General features: G+C 44.3%; 19 protein-coding genes. 13 read left to right on the top strand and 6 right to left on the bottom strand.

The window, feature by feature from the left end; translation table 11 throughout:
* Positions 1 to 46 precede the first annotated feature (46 nt).
* The 9 genes from L4C32_RS05575 to L4C32_RS05615 all read left to right on the top strand — a co-directional run bounded on the left by L4C32_RS05575 (position 47) and on the right by L4C32_RS05615 (position 7,815).
* A complete protein-coding gene (locus tag L4C32_RS05575; protein WP_428195870.1) occupies positions 47 to 787 on the top strand; it encodes a heme ABC transporter permease in 741 nt (246 codons plus the stop codon).
* A gap of 2 nt (positions 788 to 789) precedes the next feature.
* Positions 790 to 996 (top strand): heme exporter protein CcmD, encoded by a 207-nt coding sequence (ccmD, locus tag L4C32_RS05580; protein WP_428195896.1) that lies wholly within the window; start codon positions 790 to 792, stop codon positions 994 to 996.
* Positions 993 to 1,478, top strand: a complete 486-nt coding sequence (ccmE, locus tag L4C32_RS05585) for a cytochrome c maturation protein CcmE (protein ID WP_428195871.1) — start codon at positions 993 to 995, stop codon at positions 1,476 to 1,478. Before ccmD ends, ccmE begins: the two co-directional genes overlap by 4 nt.
* Positions 1,475 to 3,430, top strand: coding sequence for a heme lyase CcmF/NrfE family subunit (locus tag L4C32_RS05590; protein ID WP_428195872.1), 1,956 nt, complete (start codon positions 1,475 to 1,477; stop codon positions 3,428 to 3,430). Before ccmE ends, L4C32_RS05590 begins: the two co-directional genes overlap by 4 nt.
* A 2-nt stretch (positions 3,431 to 3,432) precedes the next feature.
* Positions 3,433 to 3,984 (top strand): DsbE family thiol:disulfide interchange protein, encoded by a 552-nt coding sequence (locus L4C32_RS05595; RefSeq protein ID WP_428195873.1) that lies wholly within the window; start codon positions 3,433 to 3,435, stop codon positions 3,982 to 3,984.
* A complete protein-coding gene (locus L4C32_RS05600) occupies positions 3,984 to 4,502 on the top strand; it encodes a cytochrome c-type biogenesis protein (RefSeq protein ID WP_428195874.1) in 519 nt (172 codons plus the stop codon). Before L4C32_RS05595 ends, L4C32_RS05600 begins: the two co-directional genes overlap by 1 nt.
* Positions 4,499 to 5,716 carry a c-type cytochrome biogenesis protein CcmI gene (gene ccmI / locus L4C32_RS05605; protein ID WP_428195875.1) on the top strand — a complete coding sequence of 406 codons (1,218 nt, stop codon included), beginning with the start codon at positions 4,499 to 4,501 and terminating at the stop codon, positions 5,714 to 5,716. The genes L4C32_RS05600 and ccmI overlap by 4 nt, the downstream gene beginning before the upstream one ends.
* 179 nt (positions 5,717 to 5,895) lie before the next feature.
* On the top strand, positions 5,896 to 6,681 hold the full coding sequence (locus L4C32_RS05610) for an MlaA family lipoprotein (protein ID WP_428195897.1): 786 nt from the start codon (positions 5,896 to 5,898) through the stop codon (positions 6,679 to 6,681).
* Positions 6,682 to 6,798: 117 nt separating this feature from the next.
* Entirely contained in the window at positions 6,799 to 7,815 is a 1,017-nt protein-coding gene (locus L4C32_RS05615; RefSeq protein ID WP_428195876.1) for a GGDEF domain-containing protein, read from the top strand.
* A 113-nt stretch (positions 7,816 to 7,928) separates the two neighbouring features.
* Here L4C32_RS05615 and L4C32_RS05620 read toward each other — a convergent pair whose 3' ends face one another.
* The 3 genes from L4C32_RS05620 to L4C32_RS05630 all read right to left on the bottom strand — a co-directional run bounded on the left by L4C32_RS05620 (position 7,929) and on the right by L4C32_RS05630 (position 10,854).
* Positions 7,929 to 9,191 carry an outer membrane protein transport protein gene (locus L4C32_RS05620; RefSeq protein ID WP_428195877.1) on the bottom strand — a complete coding sequence of 421 codons (1,263 nt, stop codon included), beginning with the start codon at positions 9,189 to 9,191 and terminating at the stop codon, positions 7,929 to 7,931.
* Between the two features lie 351 nt (positions 9,192 to 9,542).
* Positions 9,543 to 10,280: a DUF3379 family protein gene (locus L4C32_RS05625; RefSeq protein ID WP_428195878.1), complete on the bottom strand. Its 738-nt coding sequence runs from the start codon at positions 10,278 to 10,280 to the stop codon at positions 9,543 to 9,545.
* Positions 10,273 to 10,854, bottom strand: coding sequence for a sigma-70 family RNA polymerase sigma factor (locus L4C32_RS05630; protein ID WP_428195879.1), 582 nt, complete (start codon positions 10,852 to 10,854; stop codon positions 10,273 to 10,275). Before L4C32_RS05630 ends, L4C32_RS05625 begins: the two co-directional genes overlap by 8 nt.
* Before the next feature lie 533 nt (positions 10,855 to 11,387).
* Between L4C32_RS05630 and fadI the strand changes: the two genes are divergently transcribed.
* Complete coding sequence (gene fadI / locus L4C32_RS05635) at positions 11,388 to 12,698, top strand: acetyl-CoA C-acyltransferase FadI (RefSeq protein WP_428195880.1); 1,311 nt, start codon at positions 11,388 to 11,390, stop codon at positions 12,696 to 12,698.
* Positions 12,698 to 14,881, top strand: coding sequence for a fatty acid oxidation complex subunit alpha FadJ (gene fadJ, locus L4C32_RS05640; RefSeq protein ID WP_428195881.1), 2,184 nt, complete (start codon positions 12,698 to 12,700; stop codon positions 14,879 to 14,881). The genes fadI and fadJ overlap by 1 nt, the downstream gene beginning before the upstream one ends.
* Positions 14,882 to 14,960: 79 nt before the next feature.
* Here fadJ and L4C32_RS05645 read toward each other — a convergent pair whose 3' ends face one another.
* Positions 14,961 to 16,082 carry a conjugal transfer protein TraF gene (locus L4C32_RS05645; protein WP_428195882.1) on the bottom strand — a complete coding sequence of 374 codons (1,122 nt, stop codon included), beginning with the start codon at positions 16,080 to 16,082 and terminating at the stop codon, positions 14,961 to 14,963.
* A gap of 111 nt (positions 16,083 to 16,193) precedes the next feature.
* Positions 16,194 to 18,971: an insulinase family protein gene (locus L4C32_RS05650; RefSeq protein WP_428195883.1), complete on the bottom strand. Its 2,778-nt coding sequence runs from the start codon at positions 18,969 to 18,971 to the stop codon at positions 16,194 to 16,196.
* 129 nt (positions 18,972 to 19,100) lie between these two features.
* On the opposite strand from L4C32_RS05650, the gene sixA reads away from it, so the two are divergent.
* A complete protein-coding gene (gene sixA, locus L4C32_RS05655) occupies positions 19,101 to 19,580 on the top strand; it encodes a phosphohistidine phosphatase SixA (RefSeq protein WP_428195898.1) in 480 nt (159 codons plus the stop codon).
* 13 nt (positions 19,581 to 19,593) lie between these two features.
* Here sixA and smrB read toward each other — a convergent pair whose 3' ends face one another.
* Positions 19,594 to 20,124: an endonuclease SmrB gene (gene smrB / locus L4C32_RS05660; protein WP_428195884.1), complete on the bottom strand. Its 531-nt coding sequence runs from the start codon at positions 20,122 to 20,124 to the stop codon at positions 19,594 to 19,596.
* Between the two features lie 52 nt (positions 20,125 to 20,176).
* On the opposite strand from smrB, the gene prmB reads away from it, so the two are divergent.
* Positions 20,177 to 21,109, top strand: a complete 933-nt coding sequence (gene prmB / locus L4C32_RS05665) for a 50S ribosomal protein L3 N(5)-glutamine methyltransferase (RefSeq protein ID WP_428195885.1) — start codon at positions 20,177 to 20,179, stop codon at positions 21,107 to 21,109.
* Positions 21,110 to 21,220: the final 111 nt, after the last annotated feature.

Here is a 21,220-nt window from a genome sequence, read left to right on the forward strand (position 1 = left end):
ATCGATTTACTATTTTTATTTTTACAGTGAACAAGTGAGAATACGCATGTGGAAGTGGCTTCATCCTTACGCAAAACCGGAAAAAACCTATAAACTTTGCAGTACCTTGCTGCCTTGGTTTGCTGTTACGTCTCTGATCTGCCTTGTCGTAGGCACGGTATGGGGCTTAGCCTTTGCGCCTTCTGATTATCAGCAAGGAGACAGTTTCAGGATCATCTATATCCATGTGCCAGCGGCTGCCCTGTCAATGGGGGCTTACCTCTCCATGGCGATAGCCGCATTTATTGGTTTAGTCTGGCAGTTAAAGTTATCGGATATGGCCGCTGCGGCTATGGCACCGATTGGAGCGGTGTTCACGTTTATCGCTCTGCTAACCGGCGCGGTATGGGGAAAACCAATGTGGGGCGCTTGGTGGGTATGGGATGCTCGCTTGACCTCTGAACTGATTTTACTTTTCTTATATTTAGGTGTTATCGCACTCTACAGTGCATTTGATGATCAAAAAACAGCGGCAAAAGCGGCTGGAATCCTTGCAATCGTGGGTGTGATTAATTTACCAATCATTCATTACTCAGTTGAGTGGTGGAATACTCTGCATCAGGGCGCGACAATTACCAAGTTTGATAAGCCCTCAATTGCACCTGAAATGCTGTGGCCTCTATTAATCAATATGCTTGGCTTTGGAACCTTTTTTACCACCGTGACTCTTATACGTTTTAAAAATGAAATTTTACAACGTGAAGGACACAGACCTTGGGTTAGAGATCTTGTGAGGAAAAACGGATGAATATGCACTTTGATACCTTAAGTGACTTCTTTGCGATGGGGGGATATGCACTCTATGTATGGGGGGCTTTTGGCGCTACCGCACTCGCGCTGCTTTGGATTTTAGTCAGTAGTCTTCTCACTAAAAATCGTCTTTTAAAAGAGATTTCACAAAAAATAGCTCGAGAAAAACGCATTCAAGACGCACAAAATTTGGAGAACACATTATGAATCCAAGACGCAAAAAACGTTTAGGGTTGATCCTAGCTTTAGTTATCGGTATCAGTGCGACCATAGGTTTGATGCTCTATGCACTTAATCAAAATATGGATCTTTTTTATACCCCAACTGAGTTAGTTCATGGCAAACCAGATGGCACTAAGCCTGAAGTGGGCCAGCGCTTGAGAATTGGTGGCATGGTGGTGGTTGATTCTGTTAAACGTGATAGTGACTCTCTACGCATTAGTTTTAAAGTGGCGGATGTTGGCCCTCAAGTTACGGTCACCTATGATGGTATTCTTCCGGATCTATTCCGTGAAGGACAAGGCATTGTCGCTCAAGGCGTACTGGTGAATGCCACGACGGTTGAAGCCCACGAAGTGTTAGCGAAACATGATGAAGAGTATATGCCTCCTGAGATTGCAGAAGCGATGAAAAAAACGCATGAGCCACTCAAGTATACCGATCAACAGACGGAAGGAAGTGTGCAATGATTGCTGAACTGGGTCACTTTGCGCTGATCGCCTCGCTCGGGTTAGCGGTATTATTGAGCTTCTTCCCATTGTACGGAGCCTATAAAGGTAACGTTGCGATGATGCAGAGTGCTAGACCGCTCTCATGGGGAATGTTCTCATTAATTGCGGTCTCTTTTGTCATTTTAATGTGGTCATTTTACACCAATGACTTTACCTTGAAGTATGTGGCCAGTAACTCAAACAGTCTGCTGCCTTGGTATTACCGATTAACGGCAGTGTGGGGTGCTCACGAAGGTTCATTGTTACTTTGGGTTCTGATCCAAGCGGGTTGGACGGTGGCGGTTGCCGGTTTAAGTCGCGGCATGCCACAAGAGTCTATTGCACGTGTGTTAGCCATTATGGGTTTGATCACCGTCGGATTTTTGCTGTTTATTATCGTCACCTCTAATCCGTTTTTACGAACCTTGCCTATGTTTCCAATTGATGGACGCGACCTTAATCCACTGTTGCAAGATCCGGGTCTGATTGTTCATCCTCCTCTTCTCTATATGGGATACGTGGGTTTCTCCGTCGCCTTCTCATTTGCGATTGCCTCATTGATGTCAGGTAATCTTGATACCGCTTGGGCTCGCTGGTCTCGTCCTTGGACACTTGCTGCTTGGCTGTTCCTGACAGTAGGTATTGCGCTTGGTTCATGGTGGGCCTATTACGAACTTGGCTGGGGCGGTTGGTGGTTCTGGGATCCTGTTGAAAATGCGTCATTTATGCCTTGGTTGGCAGGTACGGCATTGATTCACTCTCTGGCAGTGACCGAAAAGCGTGGCACCTTTAAAGCGTGGACAGTGTTGTTGGCAATTAGTGCTTTCTCACTCAGTCTGCTGGGTACCTTTTTAGTCCGTTCGGGTATTTTGGTTTCGGTGCATGCCTTCGCCTCTGATCCTGCACGCGGAATGTTTATCCTAGGTTTCTTGGTGGTAGTGATTGGCGGATCGTTGCTGTTATACGCGCTACGAAGTTCCAAAGTTCGAACCCGTGGAAACTTCAGTCTGTTCTCTCGCGAAAACATACTGCTGGCCAATAATATCCTATTAATTACCGCGTTAATGGTGGTGTTAATTGGTACTTTGCTGCCGTTAGTCCATAAGCAGTTAGGATTAGGTTCGGTATCCATTGGTGCCCCGTTCTTTAACACCTTGTTCGCTTGGTTGATGATCCCATTTGCTTTCCTACTAGGTATTGGTCCTCTTATCCGTTGGAAACGCGATAGCATTGCTAATATCAGTAAGAGAATGGCGATAACGGCTGTGATCACGGTGCCGTTGAGTGCTGTGATGGTGCTGCTGTTAGCAACCACTTTCCATTGGATGGCGATGTTAGGTTGGATGATGTCTTTATGGATTATCATTCTGCACGGTTTTGAAATTTATGAACGAGCCACTCATCGTCACGATCTAAAAACCGGTCTTAAGAAATTAGGACGTAGTCACTGGGCGATGGTACTTGGTCATGTTGGTTTAGCTGTGACGGTCATCGGTATCGCTATGGTGCAAAACTACAGCATTGAAAAAGATGTACGTTTAGCACCCGGTGAGAGCATTGTGGTAGAGGGTTATACTTTCAACTTCTATGGTCTTCGCGATAAAGATGGTCCTAACTATGATGGTTACATTGCGGATTTCGAGATTACCAAAGATGGCAAGTTCATCAATAATCTGCACGCTGAAAAACGTTTTTATACCACAGCACGATCAATGATGACAGAAGCGGCGATTGATCGCGGTTTTACCCGTGATCTCTATGTTGCTATGGGTGAACGTCTTGATGATAACGTGTCATGGGCGGTGCGTATCTACTACAAACCATTTATACGTTGGATTTGGGCTGGCTCAATCTTTATGGCTCTTGCAGCAGCATTAGCAATATCAGATAAGCGCTACCGTTTCAAAAACCGAAATAAGCAGGAGGTGTAGTCATGAATAAAAGTATTCTTTTTGCTCCTCTGTTGCTGTTCATCGCGTTAGTGGTGGTGTTTGGTACTCAGTTAAGTCGCAACTCTGACGGAGATGATCCGACAAAGCTTGAGTCGGTACTGGTCGGTCAGCCAGTGCCTGAGTTTAAGTTGGAAGATTTAGAACAACCAGGCCTGTTGCACGATCAAGCGATTTTCAAAGGTGAACCTCTACTACTCAATGTGTGGGCGACTTGGTGTCCAACCTGTTATGCAGAGCACCAATATTTGAATACCTTAGCCAAGCAGGGTGTCAAAATTATCGGTCTTAACTATAAAGATGAGCGCGATAAAGCCAATGGTTGGTTAACAGAGCTAGGTAACCCTTATATGATCAGCCTATTTGATGGTGATGGGATGCTGGGTTTGGATCTGGGTGTCTATGGCGCACCGGAAACCTACTTGATCGACGCTGAAGGAATCATTCAATATCGCCACGTGGGTGATGTAAATGATGCCAATTGGAATGACGTTTTAAAACCTATGTATGACAAAATGCTAGCGGAGGCAAAATAATGAAAAAACTCGCTATTTTAGCTATCAGCTGCCTATTTTTCTCAGTCACGGCGTATGCCGCTATTGACGTCCATACGTTTGATTCCGCCGAGCAAGAGGAGCAATTTAAATCTCTGAGTAACACCTTACGTTGCCCTAAATGCCAAAACAACACCATTGCCGATTCCAACGCTGGCTTAGCTCAAGACCTTCGACAGAAAGTGTATGAGATGACCAAAGAGGGAAAATCAGAGCAACAGATTATTGATTATATGGTTGCTCGTTATGGCAACTTTGTCACCTATGATCCACCGATGACTCTGGCGACTTCAATTTTATGGCTTGGTCCATTTAGTGTATTGGCGTTAGGGGCTGGTTTTATTGTTATACGCAGCCGTAATAACAGTAAAAAACGTAAAAATCCAGCGTCAGATGAGTGGGACAAGGATCAAGAGGAACGATTAAACTCGTTGCTTTCAGATTCAGATGAAAGTGCCACAAGTCAACAAGACTTAGACACTAAGCAGGTGAAAAAATGATGTTATTTTGGGTCTCTACCCTAGTGTTAATTGCCATTGGTGCAGTGATAATTATTGTGCCATTGTGGCAAGCTAAACTGACTGATGAAGATGCTCAACGTGATCAGCTCAACAAGGCTTTCTATAAAGACCGTTTGGCTGAATTAGAAGAGGAGTCATCAGAAGGCTTAGTGAGCAATCAAGATGAGATGATTAAAGAGCTAAAACAGTCGCTACTTGATGATATTCCGCAAGAGAAATCAACGGCTAAAGATACCAGCAGTGCAAAAGCTTTCATTGCTCCTGCACTGGTTGTGTTCATCGCTATCACTTATGCATTCTACTTCAAATTCGGTAACTTGGATAAAGTCGAACAGTGGCAAGATGTGGCGCAGCGTCTTCCGGCACTATCACAAAAGTTGATGGCTCCTGAAGGTGTTGAGTTAACGGAACAAGAGATGGTGGAAATCATCTTATCCTTACGTACTAAGCTGCACCATGAACCTAACGATGCGATGGGCTGGTTACTGTTAGGCCGTATCGGTATGGCTAACCGTGATGCTGAAACGGCTTCCGGTGCGATGGAGAAAGCGTACCGTCTTGAACCAGGTAACCCTGATATTCAGTTAGGTTATGCGCAAGCGATGATGCTAAGCGGTGATGATGATCAAGCGGATAAAGCCCGTAAGATGCTACGTGTGGTCGTTGCAAAAGATCGTACTAATCTACGCGCGTTATCACTGCTGGCCTTTGACTCTTTTGAACGTGGTGATTACAAGGGAGCGATTGTCGCTTGGAGCACCATGCAAAAAGCGATCGGGCCCGATGACAACCGCTATGAGATGCTAAATCGCAGCATTGAAAGAGCAATGTCTCGCATGAACCCTGAAAAAGCGGTGGCGGGTAAAAGTGTTGCAGTGACAATTGCCTTATCAGAGGCGGTACAACTTCCTAAGCAAGGGGTAGTGATTGTGTCGGTTCACAGTGCCGATGGCGCTAGAATGCCAGTCGCTGCAGTTCGTTTGCCAATCGGTCAGTTCCCACTTACCGTCACGCTGGATGACAGCAATAGCATGATGCCTGAGCGTAAGTTGACGTCATTATCTGAGTTGATGATCCGCGCACGTATTGATGCAGACGGAAATGTTTCTACCCGAGAGGGTGATTGGTATGGTGAAAGTGAAGCCGTGACGATGGGTGAGCCAGTCACCGTAGTGATTAACCAGCAATACTAAGCGGCATTCAGCTTGAAATAAGGATGGGTCAGCACTGCTGACCCATTTTCTCTCTAATCAAGTTCGATCAATCATCGATTTAGCATATGATCTCACGCTATTCCTCGCTATAATTATTGTCTAGTGTATTGGATTTGTCATTTTAGGGATAAAGTGTGAGAAAGTTGTTTGGCCTGGTTATGCTGATCATTGTTGGATTATCGGGTTGTGCACAAACCCAAGACGCTGAATTACATGCGGTCACTGGTCCTAAAAATGTCGATTACACGGAAGTGGACGCTACTGCCGATCAAGAGGGTAATGCCAATGACCCGATTGAAGGTTTTAATCGCTGGATGTGGGATGTTAACTACGACATCTTAGACCCGTATGTAGCGAGACCCGTATCGGTGGGTTATGTGACCTATATACCTTCTCCAATTCGCAAAGGAATATCCAATTTCTTAGCCAATCTTGATGAACCCTCTAGTGTGATAAACAATGCCATCATGGGCAATGGCGATAAAGCCTTGATGCATTTTAATCGTTTTTGGATTAATACGGTTTTTGGTATCGGGGGGTTGATTGATATCGCCAGTGCAGCTGAAATCGATAAACTGGACAATAAAGAGTTTGGTGATGCGCTAGGTAATCACGGTGTGGGTCACGGTGCCTATGTAATGATACCTGCTTACGGCCCTGCTACGGTTCGAGATGCCGCTAATTTTGTTGATGGTTTCTATCTGCCTCTATCATATTTAGGTTTTGTTCCTAGTTTCGGTAAATGGTTATTTGAAGGGATGGAGTCAAGAGCGGCGTTAGTCTCACAAGAGGCATTACTTGAAAACTCCCCAGATCCATATGCATTAACACGAAGTGCCTACCTGCAACGTCAAGACTATAAAGCTGAGATCGACAGTGATGAAGAAACACTAGAGGATGAGCTGTTTCTTGAAGACTTTATGGATGAGATAGACGCAGAGTAATGACGATAATAGAGAATATTTATTTGGTAAGATTGGCAATATTAACAGCAAGATGCTGTTAAACGGGCTAACCTTACTCTATCCAGTAACGCGAATTACCACACAGTAGTCATCATAATGAATAGAGACGATTTTGAAAAAGCGACGGATAATTTAAAAAAAGCTGTGCCGCTGATGATCAAACATAGGGTATCCGCGACACCGACTAATTATGCGCTGTGGTATACCTACGTAGATAATAGTATTCCTGCACTGACCAATGAGATGGATCAAGTGTTAGAGAGTTATGGATTGTGTCCGCCTGTTGCTAGCGAAAAACTCTATAGCAACTATATCGCCTCTAAAGAGGAGACTAGTTTGCGTGATTTACGTGCCAGTGTGGATGTTCTACTAAATGAAGTCACCAGCTCTATGACCGACACGATCACCGACACGTCTGCGTTTACAGAAATGGTAGATAAAAGCTTTGATAGTCTTTCTCGCGTTGAAGACGAAGGGTTAAGTATTGAAGAGGTGATGTCAGTGGTACGCAAGCTGGTGAGTGACTCTCGTGATATCCGCCACTCAACACAGTTTCTAAACAGTCAGTTAAACAATGCCAAAGGTGAAATCTCTAACTTAAAAGAGCAGTTAGTCGAAGTGCAAAAAGATGCGCTGTTTGACAGTCTCTCCAGCTTATACAACCGACGTGCTTTCGACCGTGATATCGAAGCCTTGTGTCAGGCCAAGCAGCCAATGTGTCTGATTCTGCTCGATATAGACTACTTCAAATCTTTTAATGATGAGTATGGCCATCTGTTTGGCGATATGGTGATTAAAGCGTTAGCACGGCGTTTGCAGCTCAGTTGCCAAAACGGCATTACCGCTTACCGGTATGGTGGCGAAGAGTTTGCCTTAATTGTACCTAATAAATCATTGCGTATGGCGAGACAGTTCGCTGACAGTTTACGTCGAGCTATTGAGAAGATGTCGATTAAAGATCGTCGCAGCAGTAAGCAAATCGAAAGTGTGACAGCCTCATTTGGGGTGGCGGAATGGGTGAAAGGGCAAACCTATAATATGTTGATTGAGAAGGCGGATCAGCAGCTGTATGACGCTAAGCGGTTGGGGCGTAATCGAGTGATGCCACTGTAATCTGTCATCATGAATTGATTGCAATAAAAAAGGTTGACCGTTTGGTCAACCTTTTTTGTTCTGCCTAGAAACTAGAAACTAGAAACTAGAAACTAGAAACTAGAAACTAGAAACTAGAAACTGCGGCTGTACTGCACACCTAACAATATTGCATCGGCGTGAGTAGTAGCGTTAATGGTAGAAAGCGTAGTACCTGAACTTACGGTTTCTTCATTTACAGTAACATCTTTACCTACAAGATAAGTAGCGCCAAAATCGATGTTGGATTTAGCATCAAGGTGATAGGTGAAGCCGCCTGAGAACCATTGACGGTCTGAATCTGGTACAGAAATAGACGTTGTTATATTTTGAGCACTTGTGTCATACATGTAACCGGCGCGCAGAGTCCAGTCATTGTTGAGGTAGTAGGTGCCACCTAAAGAGAAGTGCATGGCATTTTGCCAGTTGTATTCATTAATGGTGCCATGTGCATCACTGTCTAAGGTGTCAAATGATGACCAACCAATCCACTGCACGCTGTAGTGTACCGCAAATTTAGTCGCTTCTAAGCGGTGGTATCCAGAAAATTCAGCCATGTCTGGTAGAGGCATGTACAGTGTGTCATCTTCAACCGTTCCTCCACCTAGCTTTTCAATATCACCCTTCGCTTCGAGTTCAGGGCTGTAGCGGTATGAGAGACCAAAACGGTTGTTCTCATTCAGTTCATACACCGTACCAATGTTAAAACCAAAAGCGATTCCAGCAGCATCAGCATCTAGAGCCGTTGCGCCGCCAACACCAGGAACAGGAATAGTCGAGCTTACTGTGCGTTGTAGCTTTCCTGTACCGTAGATAATGTCTAAACCTGCACCGACGCTCCACTGCTCATCAATACGGTATGAACCACTTAGGCCTAAGTTCATGCTCTTCACATCAGTGAGACCGCCATACTCAGAACCGACAAAGCTAGAATCAAATTCGGTTTTGGTGCCAAAGTTAGAGTAAAGGTTTACACCCACAGCGAATTGCTCATTGATCGGCACAATCACATGGATGTTAGGAACGTAAGAGGTATCCCCCGCATCACTGTAATTTGAATCATAATCAGTATAACCAGCGCCATTAAAGCTCGAATAAGTGGCATCTTTCACTTCAATTTCTGAAGCAATTGAAACTACACCCAAAGACATGGAAACGTCGTCGAAAAGGGCCATTGCTGCAGGGTTACGTGCCATAACGGACGCGTTGTCTGCGATAACCGCATCACCAGCGAAAGCGCGACCTAGGCCGGTTGCTGATTGTGCATTAAGTTGAAAACCTGCTGCGGTAGCTTGTTGAGTGGTTAACAGTACTGCGGCTGCTAACAGAGTCTTCCTGAAGAGTTGTTGATTTTTCATAATTATAATTTTTCCATGTTCTGAATGATTTTAGAAAAACGGTTCCTGTTTTTCATTACTGCATGTATCAAGCACATGTAATTTTTGTGCCAGAATTTTATATAAACGAGCATAGAGTAGAAATCCGACCACTACATAAAAAACAGTTAAAATCGTGATCTTGCGCCTACTTTGCATAAATGGTAGGGAACTTCGCTGAATTTAAAGTAAATACTCGATAAATAATTTTTTTATGGTCGAAAAAATAGGTAATCAATCATTGATTTAAGTCAATATATGATTGAACTAAAAGGAGTTTGGAGAGAAAGATGGTGGCCAATAACATGTTATTAGCCACCGAAGGTAAATGAGTTAAATCTTAAATGTTAAGCTGTTTTTAAGTTGATTCGAGATAATTGTTAAATTTTCAGATTTATCACCTACCACTATCAAACTTGATGCATTTCCATGTTCGGAGTTGAGGGCAGTTACCTCTCCTTTTAGGTGATCGTCGTCGAAATGGTAGTCTTTAGCGCTGCTTTGAGGCACAACAAACACTGTGACTCTATCGTAAGTACCCTGCATGACTAAATGCAGCGCGGCACCGACACCTTCAAAACTGCAGTGATTCACATAATAGATGTGAGCAGGCAGTTCATGTGAAAATTGTTGACCGAACGGGGCAAGCTTATGGTTAATCTGAACCAGAGAGACCTGTTCATCAGCAATGTGGGTCATTGGCGCTTCATTCTCAACGTGAGCCAGTGCAGTATCACCTAAAGAGGCATGTGCGGCAGGAATGATCACACTGCGCCAGTTAAGCTGACCAATCAGTAAACCACACACAAAAGCGACTGAAGCCGCGATCGCCAGGTAATTACGTGGGGATTTTTTTGTCTCTTCAGATTCAGCAGCCTGACGGAACAGAATGGTATCGGCAAGATCGTCTGGAACCTCAATATTTAGAGTCTGTTCAATCATGCTGTCGAGCTGTTGTAACTCATCCACATACTGTCGATTAGACGGACTGCTCTCAATGGCAGCATGAATATCTTGGCTTTTATCACTAGGATTAGCCAAAATTCGACGACGGAATTCTAAATCATCCATTGTTTTGACCCTCGAGTTTATGTTGATTATCCAGTTGCTCTTTCAATTGATTACGTGCTCTAAACAGACGAGTCATTACCGTATTACGATTGAGTCCCAAAATGTCAGAGATCTCATCACCACTAAAACCACCAATAACCTGTAACAGAAGCGGTTCACGATATTCAGGCTCCAGAGCAAGTATTTTCTGGTGTAACCAATGCTTTTCAATATCATCTTCACTGTGTCTTAGGCTTTTATCCTCGACATGGTGATCGTCAATATCGACCAGTTCAAGTCGTTTTCTCTCAAAGCGTCGCGCATTCTCTCTTCGTAAAATAGTGATTAACCATGATTTTGCCGATTTCTCATCTTTTAAGCTGTCTAAAGAGCGCCATGCACGAAGACAGGTCTCTTGCACCAAATCTTCAGCAATGCTTTTATCTTTGCACAACCAGTAGGCATACCTGAATAGGTCTTTATGCCATGCTCGTACTAGAGCTTCGTATCGTTTTTGTTTGTCCATACTTTTATAGACCGCACTATCTGCATTTTTATTTCGATCTTTTTTAGTAAAGTAGAATAGGGGGCTCATTGCATTCATTCCTAAATAGGCAGTAATGTATCAAGCTAGTTTGTCACTAAAACTGGGTTTCAGCATGAATATTGATCTAGTTCAAAAGCGAATATGTCAATAAGGTTATAATAATTGCGTTATCTAGCTAAACGTAACGTGATTGTTAAGTTCTTAGTGTTGAGATAGATAGCACATCCTTATGAAAGCTGGCGATATCAACGCACTCTTATTGACTTCTTGTGTTTTGGTTTCACTTTTACAGTTCCCTGACTACAGTCAGCACTTGTTAATAGTAATTACAGCTTATTTACCGCATCTTAAAGAGGTGCGGTTTTTTTTATCTGCAATACAGTTTACCGCCTCGCAAGCCTCATTAACACGTTACTCTTTAAAAATTGCGTCGAAATGATCACTGTTCTAATGAAGAACTCAGACTATTTTTCAAACAACAGTTTTAATTTTGATAACATTTCAGTTACAATCGATCAGGTCAGACCTCTTTCGCTTATCTTTGAGCGGCGAGAATGTGGGTCAAATAATAAGGAGATGTGATGAGAACGCCACAAGATTTAACCACTCGTTCAGGGGAGCGAATAGCTATCGTCACTGGGCTAAGAACCCCTTTTGCTAAACAGTCAACCGCATTCAGCGCTGCCCCCGCAGTAGATATGGGCAATATGGTCGTCAACCAGATGCTCAACCAGTTTGATATTGATCCTGCTATTATCGATCAAGTGGTGTTTGGCCAAGTGGTTCAAATGCCTGAAGCGCCGAATATTGCGCGAGAAATTGTGTTAGGAACAGGCATGAACGTTAACACGGATGCATACAGTGTGACTCGTGCATGTGCTACCAGTTTTCAAGCCGCTGCCAATGTTGCAGAAAGCATTATGTCTGGAACCATTGATGTGGGTATTGCTGGTGGGGCAGACTCTTCCTCTGTTTTGCCTATTGGCGTATCAAAAAAATTAGCAGCGACATTACTGGCGCTTAGTAAGACTAAAACCATGGGACAAAAAGTGGCGTTGCTGCGTAAGCTCTCTCTGAAAGATCTCGCCCCCGTGCCACCTGCAGTTGCAGAATACTCTACAGGGATCAGTATGGGACAGACGGCGGAACAGATGGCAAAAAGCCACTCAATAAGTCGACTTGCTCAAGAGGAACTTGCACACCGTTCGCACACGCTCGCGTCAAAGGCTTGGGCTGATGGACTGATTCAAGGTGAAGTCATGACGTCGTGTCCAGAGCCGTATAAGTCATGGATAGCAAAAGATAATAATATTCGAGAAGATTCCACTTTAGAGAGTTATGCCAAACTAAGACCTGCATTTGATCGCAAGTACGGTTCAGTTACGGCAGCAACCAGCACGCCGTTGACGGATGGTGCTGCCGCGTTGTTAATGATGCGAGAAGGACGTGCCAAAGAGCTAGGGCTTGAAGTATTAGGGTATATGCGTTCGTACGCTTTTTCTGCGATAGATGTTCATCAAGATATGTTGATGGGACCGTCGTATGCAACTCCGATGGCCCTTGATAGAGCGGGGATAACGCTAGCGGATTTAACATTAATCGATATGCATGAAGCGTTTGCCGCACAGACTTTAGCCAACGTGAAAATGTTCGGTTCCACACAATTTGCTAAAGAGAAGTTAAATCGAAGCCAAGCGATTGGTGATATCGATATGGATAAATTTAATGTATTGGGCGGATCACTCGCTTATGGGCACCCTTTTGCGGCCACTGGCGCAAGAATGATCACTCAAACGTTACGTGAATTGAAACGACGCGGAGGCGGTTTGGCACTGAATACCGCGTGTGCGGCGGGTGGATTAGGTGCGGCAATGATTTTGGAGGCAGAATAATGAGTCAATCAACGGTATTAGAAAGAGATGAGCAGACGATTGAATCTGAAACAATCGTTAGTGTCGAGCAAACTGAATCAGTGTCGTCCGCTTTTTCGTTAATGATTGATGAGAATGCCATTGCTTGGTTAACCATTGATGTACCTAACGAAAAAATGAATACGCTACAGACGGTGTTTGCTCAGCAAGTGACGGATGTACTCGATGAGATTGATCGTCGTAAAAGTGACATTAAAGGGGTGATTGTCCACTCTGCCAAACCGGACAACTTCGTGGCTGGCGCAGACATTAGAATGTTAGAGGCGTGCACCACAGCCGCAGAAGCGCAGCAGTTAGCAGAAACGGGTCAAGTCCTGTTTGAACGACTTGAAAAACTGCCGTTTCATGTGGTGGCCGCTATTCATGGGCCTTGCCTAGGTGGTGGTTTAGAGTTGGCATTAGCGTGTCACTCCCGAGTATGTTCGGATGCAGACATTACTCGTATTGGTCTGCCAGAAGTGCAGCTAGGTTTACTCCCTGGTTCGGGGGGGACTCAACGTCTTCCACGTTTGGTGGGTGTGCTGCCTGCATTAGATATGATTCTTACCGGCAAGCAACTGCGCGGTAAAAAAGCAGCTAAATTGGGTGTTGTAGATGCCTGTGTCCCTGAGTCAATTTTATTGGAAGTGGCTAAAAAGATCGCGTTAGGCAAGAAACCAAAACGTCATCTAGGCGGTAAAGAGTGGTTGATGGCTAAGAACCCATTGGGTCGAGGCGTAATATTTGATCAAGCGGCGAAGAAAACCAATGCCAAAACTCGAGGCAATTACCCGGCAGCCGATGCCATTTTAGAAGTGATTAAGGTCGGTTTGCAAAAAGGGATGAAGAGTGGATTGCAACTCGAAGCCAAACGTTTTGGTGAGTTAGTGCAATCGTCAGAGTCAGCCGCTTTGCGCAGTATTTTTTTTGCAACGACCGCAATGAAAAAAGAGCACGGCACTGAAGCTAAACCTACGCCCGTTACCAGTGTATCAGTACTCGGTGGCGGTTTAATGGGAGCCGGTATTGCTCATGTCTCGGTGTCGAAAGCGAAAATTCCAGCACGTATTAAAGATGTGTCTAATGATGGGGTACTTAATGCTCTCTCTTATAACTACGGACTGTTTGAGAAGCAGCGTAAACGCAGGATTATCACTAAAGCGCAACTGCAGAAAAAGATGATGCAGTTATCGGGATCTATCGATTTTACTGGTTTTGCTAAATCGGATGTGGTGATTGAAGCGGTTTTTGAAGACTTAAAACTGAAACAACAGATGGTTGCGAGCACTGAAGAGAATGGTAAAGAGGGGGTGATTTTTGCTACCAACACCTCTTCATTGCCTATTCATCAAATCGCAAAAGAGGCGAAACACCCTGAAAATATCATCGGATTGCACTATTTTAGTCCGGTTGAAAAAATGCCATTGGTTGAGGTTATTCCTCATGAAACGACCTCTGATGAGACGATATCCACGGTTGTGTCTTTAGCGAAAAAACAGGGGAAAACCGCGATAGTGGTGGCCGATAAAGCGGGTTTTTATGTAAATCGCATTTTAGCACCCTATATGAATGAAGCCGCTCAGGTATTGATGTCTGGGGAGCCAATTGATCATATTGACAGGGCTCTGCTTGATTTTGGATTCCCTGTGGGACCAATAACACTGCTTGATGAGGTGGGTATTGATATAGGCTCTAAAATCATGCCGATCTTAGTTGCTGAACTGGGCGAGCGTTTTCAAGGTCCGGATGTGTTTGATGTCCTCCTTAATGATAACCGTAAAGGCCGTAAAACGGGTCGTGGATTCTACAGCTATAAAGGCAAGAAAAAAGCCGTGGATAAAACAGTCTATAAACTGCTAAAACTTAAACCGTTACAAAAGCAGTCTGCCCCAGTTATTGCCAAACGTTGTGCGTTAATGATGTTGAATGAAGCCGCACGTTGCTTGGATGAAGGTATTATTCGATCAGCACGAGATGGTGATATTGGCGCAATTTTTGGTATTGGCTTTCCACCGTTCTTAGGCGGACCTTTCCGTTATATGGACAGTGTTGGTATCAGCCAGATAGTGGATGAGATGAATCAACATGCGAAAAAATATGGTGATAGATTCTTGCCGTGTGACAAGCTAGTTGAGATGGCGGAGAGCAATCAACGTTTTTATTAAGTGTTGATGAAGCGCCCTAAGATATAAAAAAAGAGCCGATTTGGCTCTTTTTTATGGTCGATGATTTAAGAGTTAGAAATTAAAACATGACACTGAGGTTGGCCGCTGCCCCTAATTGATTGTCGCCGGCGTACGAGCCTGCCAGATCAATATTCACGACGCCAAACGGGCTGAAACCAATACCGGCTGTGATGGTATCGTCCAGTGTGTCTTCCATGTCGTGTTGATAACCGGCACGCAGTTGCACCCAGTCAAAAGCGTTACCCTCGATACCTACGCGAACAAATTGGGTATCATCCTTCACACCTTTAAAGCGCTCCTGTTTCATCAACTCAATATCAAGTCCAACAGTAAGTACTTGAATTGTGTATGCTCCTGCCACCGTCAGTTGCGGGCTCATCTCATAGGTATCACTTCTGCCAGCCACAGTAATGGTGTCGATATCTTGTTTGAGCAGGTTTTGCAGTGACGCGGCGACTCTAAAATCATCTTTAAGCCACACCACTCCGATATCAAGGTTTGCAGCACTGTCTGTTTTTTCATTTTCATCGTAATCTGAAACGTCAAAATCTTCGACGGTGACTCGTTCAATATAGGTGCTGAACTGTTGATACTTAGGGGTGAGACCAAAAGAGAAGGTCTCACCAGAGATCGTATATTGTTTGGCAAAAGCGACGCCATACTCAGCATAACCAAAACCTAATAGATCAGCATATGAATCGGTATAGTCGTTGACATTGACATCAGTAACGACGACCACATCAACAAACCCTTTAGTGTAGAAGTTGACTGATACCGTTTCATTTGGGATTGCGATAGCAATACCTACAGCCCCTTTGACCGCTAACGGAGCATTACCATCAAGTTCTCGCAATAATCGGTCGATGTCAGTTTGGGCGCTGAGATCGCCACCTTCTAATTGCTCAATGCTATCTTGTAGATCATCTAATATGTCGATAGAACCATCGACATCGCTGGCGTTAATTGCAACTGCTGGAATGAGTATTGCAGCGTCGTCGGACTCATTATAAACCCCCACTAAGGCAGGGTTATAAAAAGGGGCCGCTAAGTAATCTGCGGTAGCAACTCCTATATTACCCATACCGTTAGAGCGGCCATCTGCTGAGAATGTGGCAGAGTGAACCGAGATACTGGAGAGCGTTAAACCAAAAAGTAGTGAGAGTTTGCTAAACCTAGTCATTTGATCCCTTAATTCTTCATCGTCGCATTATGTATACGTTTAGAACAATTTTAAGAATAGGGGAAAAGATAGGCTTTTCCAGCGATAACTAGGAATAGTGAGAGGTGGGCGTTAACCCAACTCTACATCTTTCGGTCGCAGTTGGAAGCGGTCAATGGAGCCTATCTCTTTACCAATGCTAAATCGGTCGAGATCATGGTGCGCTTCACCTTGGCTGTGCATGATCAAACGATTAGCGGTGCGAGGCTTAAGTTCACTAACAATAAAACGCAACATTTCTGAGCGCGATAGCTTGGTTAACTCCGAGATGACTTTCTCACGTTGATCAAATTGGCTGTCTTTATTCCCTATACTAACCCACAAACGCTGACCACGAGTACGAAGGTTGGTATCAACTTCGTTGATCTGGTCGATAAGTCCGGATTTACTGCTGTTCCAGTGATAGTCACTCTGCTCAAGTAGCACTAATGAAAAAGCGTTAATGAACTCATCAATCGCCTCTTGTAGATGAGCAGGCGAGGCCATGGGAGACTGCACGTACATGATAAGGCCCGGATGCTTATTGAGCGGCAAATTACCCGTACCCACCATATAACCCAGTTGCTGTTTGGTTCTTATCTCATGGAAAAACGTCGCGGACATCAGATGATTTGCCAAGGTATAAATTGCGATACTTAACGGATCGGTTTTGGCCGATTGGTAGTAGACTAAAATCGCAGAGTCAGCATGCTGACAGAATAGCTCTTTTTGAAAGGTTCCAGACTCACCGAGCATGATTAATGGACGCAGAGATTCATCATATTTTTGATCTTGAACGTGTAACGTAGTTTTGACCGTTTCTGCAAGTTTGAGGGCGTTGTCGACTAACCAGTCGCCATAAACAAACATATCAATATGAACTTCAGCAAACATCTCTTTTACAAAAGTTGGAAGTTCTTCAACGGTTATGCTCTCTAACGCCTCAAGAAGATCGGGGTATGGAGGGTTGTTAGGTTGCAAAATACCCGTAAGTGCATTGAACAGTTGTGAAATTGGACGATCTTTGGCGGCATTGTTCCAGTTACGCAACAGTAAGGTCTTAATCACATCAAATCGTTTTTGACTGAACTTTCGCTCACTGAATTTTTTTAAGATCAGATCCAGTAATAGGGGTTGCTTCTGACTGAACCCGGAGATGGCTAATGTCACCCCGCCTTGATGGGCGTAGATGTTGTAGTTCATTCCCGCCACTTCGGCCTGATAAGTCTCTTGGCTCAATGAGTCCATTAACATCTCAACGCACAGGCGTGTTTTTACGATGTTACGAGTGGTGGATACCGCATGGGGCGAATCTATTGCAATATAGATGACACCTTTAGGGATACGAAACTCATGCTCCTGTTTATGCCAAAGCCGAAAGCCGGGTAGCTCTTGTATTACGATTGGATTTCCATCTGGCCCTTCAAGTTCATGGGGTTCGAGTTGATGGCAAATATAGGGGTTCTTTTCCGGCATCGATAATCGAGAGTTACGGCGTGGCTTGTTCCATCGTTTTAACTGCTCTGGAGTAAATGGAGTGATGGAGTAAGGAGTGTCGTACCAATCGTCGGTTTGGTCGTACTCTTGTCCTTGAGCGACAAGTGTAACGCGGGCATTGTCCGCAGTGAAAAAGTGCAAAATGGCTTTAATATCTTGCTCACGGTACTCTGCCATCATGTAATCGGCATAGATTGTATCATTGGCGGCATAACGCTGCATGTTCATTACTAAATGACCGACGATATCGATAGGTTTGGTTTTTTCTTGGAAGCGAAATGCAGATTCTAGAACGGCTTTTTTCTCATTATAACGCCATTCATCTAACCCGGAAGAGAGGATTAAGTCAATAAATTGAAACGCAGTCGCAATGATTTTATCGCACTGCTTTAGCCCGCGCTGGGTCAGACCAAACCCGATGGTAAACTCACGATAATTACTGCCTCTTACACCACCACCAGCAGAAAGAGCGGTAATGTAGCCTAAGTTTTTTAAATAGCCTAAAAGACTGCCAGGACCCTCATAACCGATAAGGTGAGCAATGTATGACAGGGGTTTGGTTTGATAAAAAGCGTCAATATTGGGCAGTGAGAATGAGAGTGTTAATTTTCGAATCTCTTTTAGGGGTTCAATGGTGATCCATTGAGACTTTTGGGCTTCCGTCAGCAGAGGCATATCCAGCTGTTTGCCCGCAAGTTGATTGTTAACAATTGAGGCGAAGTTAGCTTCGGCAAGCTGGTTGAGCTGATCGATATCTTGGGGGCCTAATAGCACCGCAGTCATCAGGTCGGAAGAGTAGTGAGTGCGGTGAAACTCAATAATTTCATCACGAGTATTTGACCCCTCTCTATCTGCGAGAGTGTCTGTACTACCCACCGAGAATTTAGAGAACGGGTGTTGAGGATTTGCTGTCTGCTTTTGCACTTGATATAAGCGGCGAGAGTCCTCTTGCAATTTCAATTTGTATTCGGAGTCGACAGCTAACCGCTCTTTATCCAGAGCTTCTGCATTAAAAAGAGGCGCATAAAAGAACTGACCGAAGCGCTCAAGGCCTTGGTCAAACAGATCTGGGTTGATGTCAAAGAAAAAAGTGGTGTGCTCAGTGCCTGTCCAAGCGTTATTACTGCCACCATGTTGGCTAATGAAGGATTGGAATTCCCCTACTTTAGGAAATTTATCCGTCCCTAGAAATAGCATATGTTCCAAAAAGTGGGCCATGCCTTCACGGTCGGCAGGATCATCAAAGTGTCCAACATTAACAGAGAGTGCAGCCGCCGAGCGAGAAGCTTGGTCATCACTAATCAGGAGGACTCTTAAGCCATTGCTAAGGACGACGTAGCGGTATTCTTTCGTATCATTAGGGCTAACGTGCACTTTAGCGCTCCATAGTGGAAGATTATTCTGTAATTATGGCGTTGATGTAACAGAGTAGCAAACATAAGCGTTACGATTTGAAAAAAAATTGTTACCATTATGACTTATGTACGAATTGCGGATGTGTTTATGCAAGTGTTGATTATGCGTCACGGTGAAGCAGAGAATTTTGCACCGAGTGATGCGGAACGAGAACTGACCGTAAAAGGTGAGTTGCAATCTCTGAACATGGCTAAATGGCTATCTAATCAGCTTAGCGGTAAAATTGACTATGTGTTAGTTAGTCCTTACCTAAGAGCTCAACAAACTTGGAATGCAGTAAAAAATCAGCTAGATGTTGACCCACAGTGTGTGGAGGTGTGTAACGACATCACACCCTATGGACAGTCTGACTTGGTGATTGAGTACATCAATGCCCTTGCTGCTATGAAATCTTTGCAGACCGTTTTAGTTATCTCACATCTTCCTTTAGTTGGGTACATGACCGCCGATTGGGTAACGGATTTAGTCCCCCCCATGTTCACTACCTCGTCAATTGCTGCGGTTGATGTCAACCTTGAAACATCAAAAGGTGAGCTTTGTTGGATGCAGTCACCCAACAAACTGTAAGCGAACTTGCGGGTTATTTGTCTGGTATCTGCAATAGCACCAAAATGGCACCAGCTCCTCCAAATTCAAGAGGGGCTTGATGAAAGGCCATGACATCCGGGTGCTGTGCCAACCAAAGCGGAACTTTCTGTTTCAAGATATGCTTCCCTATGCCGTGCATCACGGAAGCACAAGCCACGCTCTCTTTTATGCAGTAAGCAATTAAAGCACCCAGCTCTCTTTTTGCTTCTAACTGCGTCATTCCATGCATATCTAAATAGACATCTGGAATATAAACGCCTCTTCTTAAACGTTTTACTTCATATTTAGACACGTCATCACGGGCGTAACGAGTGGGCCCATCTTCATTAATCAGTGGAATAAACTCATCCGAGAAGAAAAACTCTTGGTCTTTGGCTTCTCGGTCTTTTTTTATCTCTTCTTGCCGGCTAAACCGCTTACGAGGTCGCTGGATTATGGTATCCTGTTGCAACTTTTTAATGCCCTTTACTGCATCACGAAACAGCAGAAGATCGTCGCTATCAATGTGCTCTTTTTTGCTCATAATTCGTTTCCAACTTTATCTTGCAGTATTGTAGCGCGAATCGGAGTCAATTTTGGATAAGATTTTCATTGATGAGGTGGTTGCTGAGCTTCGCACCTTACAAGATATGTTACGTTGGACAGTAAGCCGCTTTAATGCCGCCGGCCTTTTTTATGGCCACGGTTCTGATAACTCATGGGATGAAGCGGTACAACTGGTATTGCCAACTATCTATTTGCCAATTGATATTCCAGCGCACGTGCGAGAGTCTCGACTCACCACGAGTGAGCGCCAACGTATTGTTGAGCGAGTTATTCGTCGTATTAACGAGCGTACACCCACCTCATACCTAACCAATAAAGCGTGGTTCTGTGGCTTGGAGTTTTTTGTTGATGAACGTGTATTGGTTCCTCGCTCTCCAATTGGTGAGTTAATCGAAGCGCAATTTCAACCTTGGTTAATTGAAGAGCCGATTCGTATAATGGATCTCTGTACGGGTAGTGGTTGTATTGCGATTGCTTGTGCTTACGCTTTCCCTGAAGCGGAAGTGGATGCGATTGATATCTCTGCCGATGCGTTAGAAGTTGCTGAGCAGAATATCCAAGAGCATGGTTTGGATCAGCAAGTGTTCCCGATTCGTTCCGATCTGTTCCGTGATCTACCAAAAGACAAATATAACCTTATCGTCTCGAATCCTCCTTATGTGGACCAAGAAGATATGGAGAGTTTACCTGAAGAGTTTCAGCATGAACCTGAGCTGGGATTGGCTGCGGGTACCGATGGGCTGAAACTGGTGCGTCGAATTTTATCCAACGCACCAGATTACCTGACGGATGATGGTATTTTGATCTGTGAAGTGGGTAACTCAATGGTTCACATGATGGATCAATATCCAAATATCCCATTCACTTGGTTAGAGTTTGAAAATGGCGGTCATGGAGTCTTCATGCTAACGAGAGCACAGCTTGTCGAGTGTAAAGAGGAGTTTGCACTCTACGTTGATTAAGCCTTTAGTGCTCAACATTGATTAACCCGATCTTGTTATCGGGTTTTTTTTGGCTGTAATTTAGTAAATCACTGAGTGAAACTCTTTACTCTTTGCTGAGATAAAGCGATT

The organism is Aliivibrio kagoshimensis, from assembly GCF_050337105.1.
Taxonomy (GTDB): Bacteria; Pseudomonadota; Gammaproteobacteria; order Enterobacterales; family Vibrionaceae; genus Aliivibrio_A; species Aliivibrio_A kagoshimensis.

Bases quoted from the DNA above. Each gene is read 5' to 3' on its own strand.
- L4C32_RS05590 (WP_428195872.1), top strand. From the start codon at position 1,475: ATGATTGCTGAACTGGGTCACTTTGCGCTGATCGCCTCGCTCGGGTTA.
- L4C32_RS05625 (WP_428195878.1), bottom strand. From the start codon at position 10,280: ATGGATGATTTAGAATTCCGTCGTCGAATTTTGGCTAATCCTAGTGAT.
- sixA (WP_428195898.1), top strand. From the start codon at position 19,101: ATGCAAGTGTTGATTATGCGTCACGGTGAAGCAGAGAATTTTGCACCG.
- ccmD (WP_428195896.1), top strand. From the start codon at position 790: ATGCACTTTGATACCTTAAGTGACTTCTTTGCGATGGGGGGATATGCA.
- ccmE (WP_428195871.1), top strand. From the start codon at position 993: ATGAATCCAAGACGCAAAAAACGTTTAGGGTTGATCCTAGCTTTAGTT.
- fadJ (WP_428195881.1), top strand. From the start codon at position 12,698: ATGAGTCAATCAACGGTATTAGAAAGAGATGAGCAGACGATTGAATCT.
- L4C32_RS05575 (WP_428195870.1), top strand. From the start codon at position 47: ATGTGGAAGTGGCTTCATCCTTACGCAAAACCGGAAAAAACCTATAAA.
- smrB (WP_428195884.1), bottom strand. From the start codon at position 20,124: ATGAGCAAAAAAGAGCACATTGATAGCGACGATCTTCTGCTGTTTCGT.
- L4C32_RS05615 (WP_428195876.1), top strand. From the start codon at position 6,799: ATGAATAGAGACGATTTTGAAAAAGCGACGGATAATTTAAAAAAAGCT.
- L4C32_RS05610 (WP_428195897.1), top strand. From the start codon at position 5,896: ATGCTGATCATTGTTGGATTATCGGGTTGTGCACAAACCCAAGACGCT.
- ccmI (WP_428195875.1), top strand. From the start codon at position 4,499: ATGATGTTATTTTGGGTCTCTACCCTAGTGTTAATTGCCATTGGTGCA.
- L4C32_RS05600 (WP_428195874.1), top strand. From the start codon at position 3,984: ATGAAAAAACTCGCTATTTTAGCTATCAGCTGCCTATTTTTCTCAGTC.
- L4C32_RS05595 (WP_428195873.1), top strand. From the start codon at position 3,433: ATGAATAAAAGTATTCTTTTTGCTCCTCTGTTGCTGTTCATCGCGTTA.
- L4C32_RS05630 (WP_428195879.1), bottom strand. From the start codon at position 10,854: ATGAGCCCCCTATTCTACTTTACTAAAAAAGATCGAAATAAAAATGCA.
- L4C32_RS05645 (WP_428195882.1), bottom strand. From the start codon at position 16,082: ATGACTAGGTTTAGCAAACTCTCACTACTTTTTGGTTTAACGCTCTCC.
- L4C32_RS05620 (WP_428195877.1), bottom strand. From the start codon at position 9,191: ATGAAAAATCAACAACTCTTCAGGAAGACTCTGTTAGCAGCCGCAGTA.
- fadI (WP_428195880.1), top strand. From the start codon at position 11,388: ATGAGAACGCCACAAGATTTAACCACTCGTTCAGGGGAGCGAATAGCT.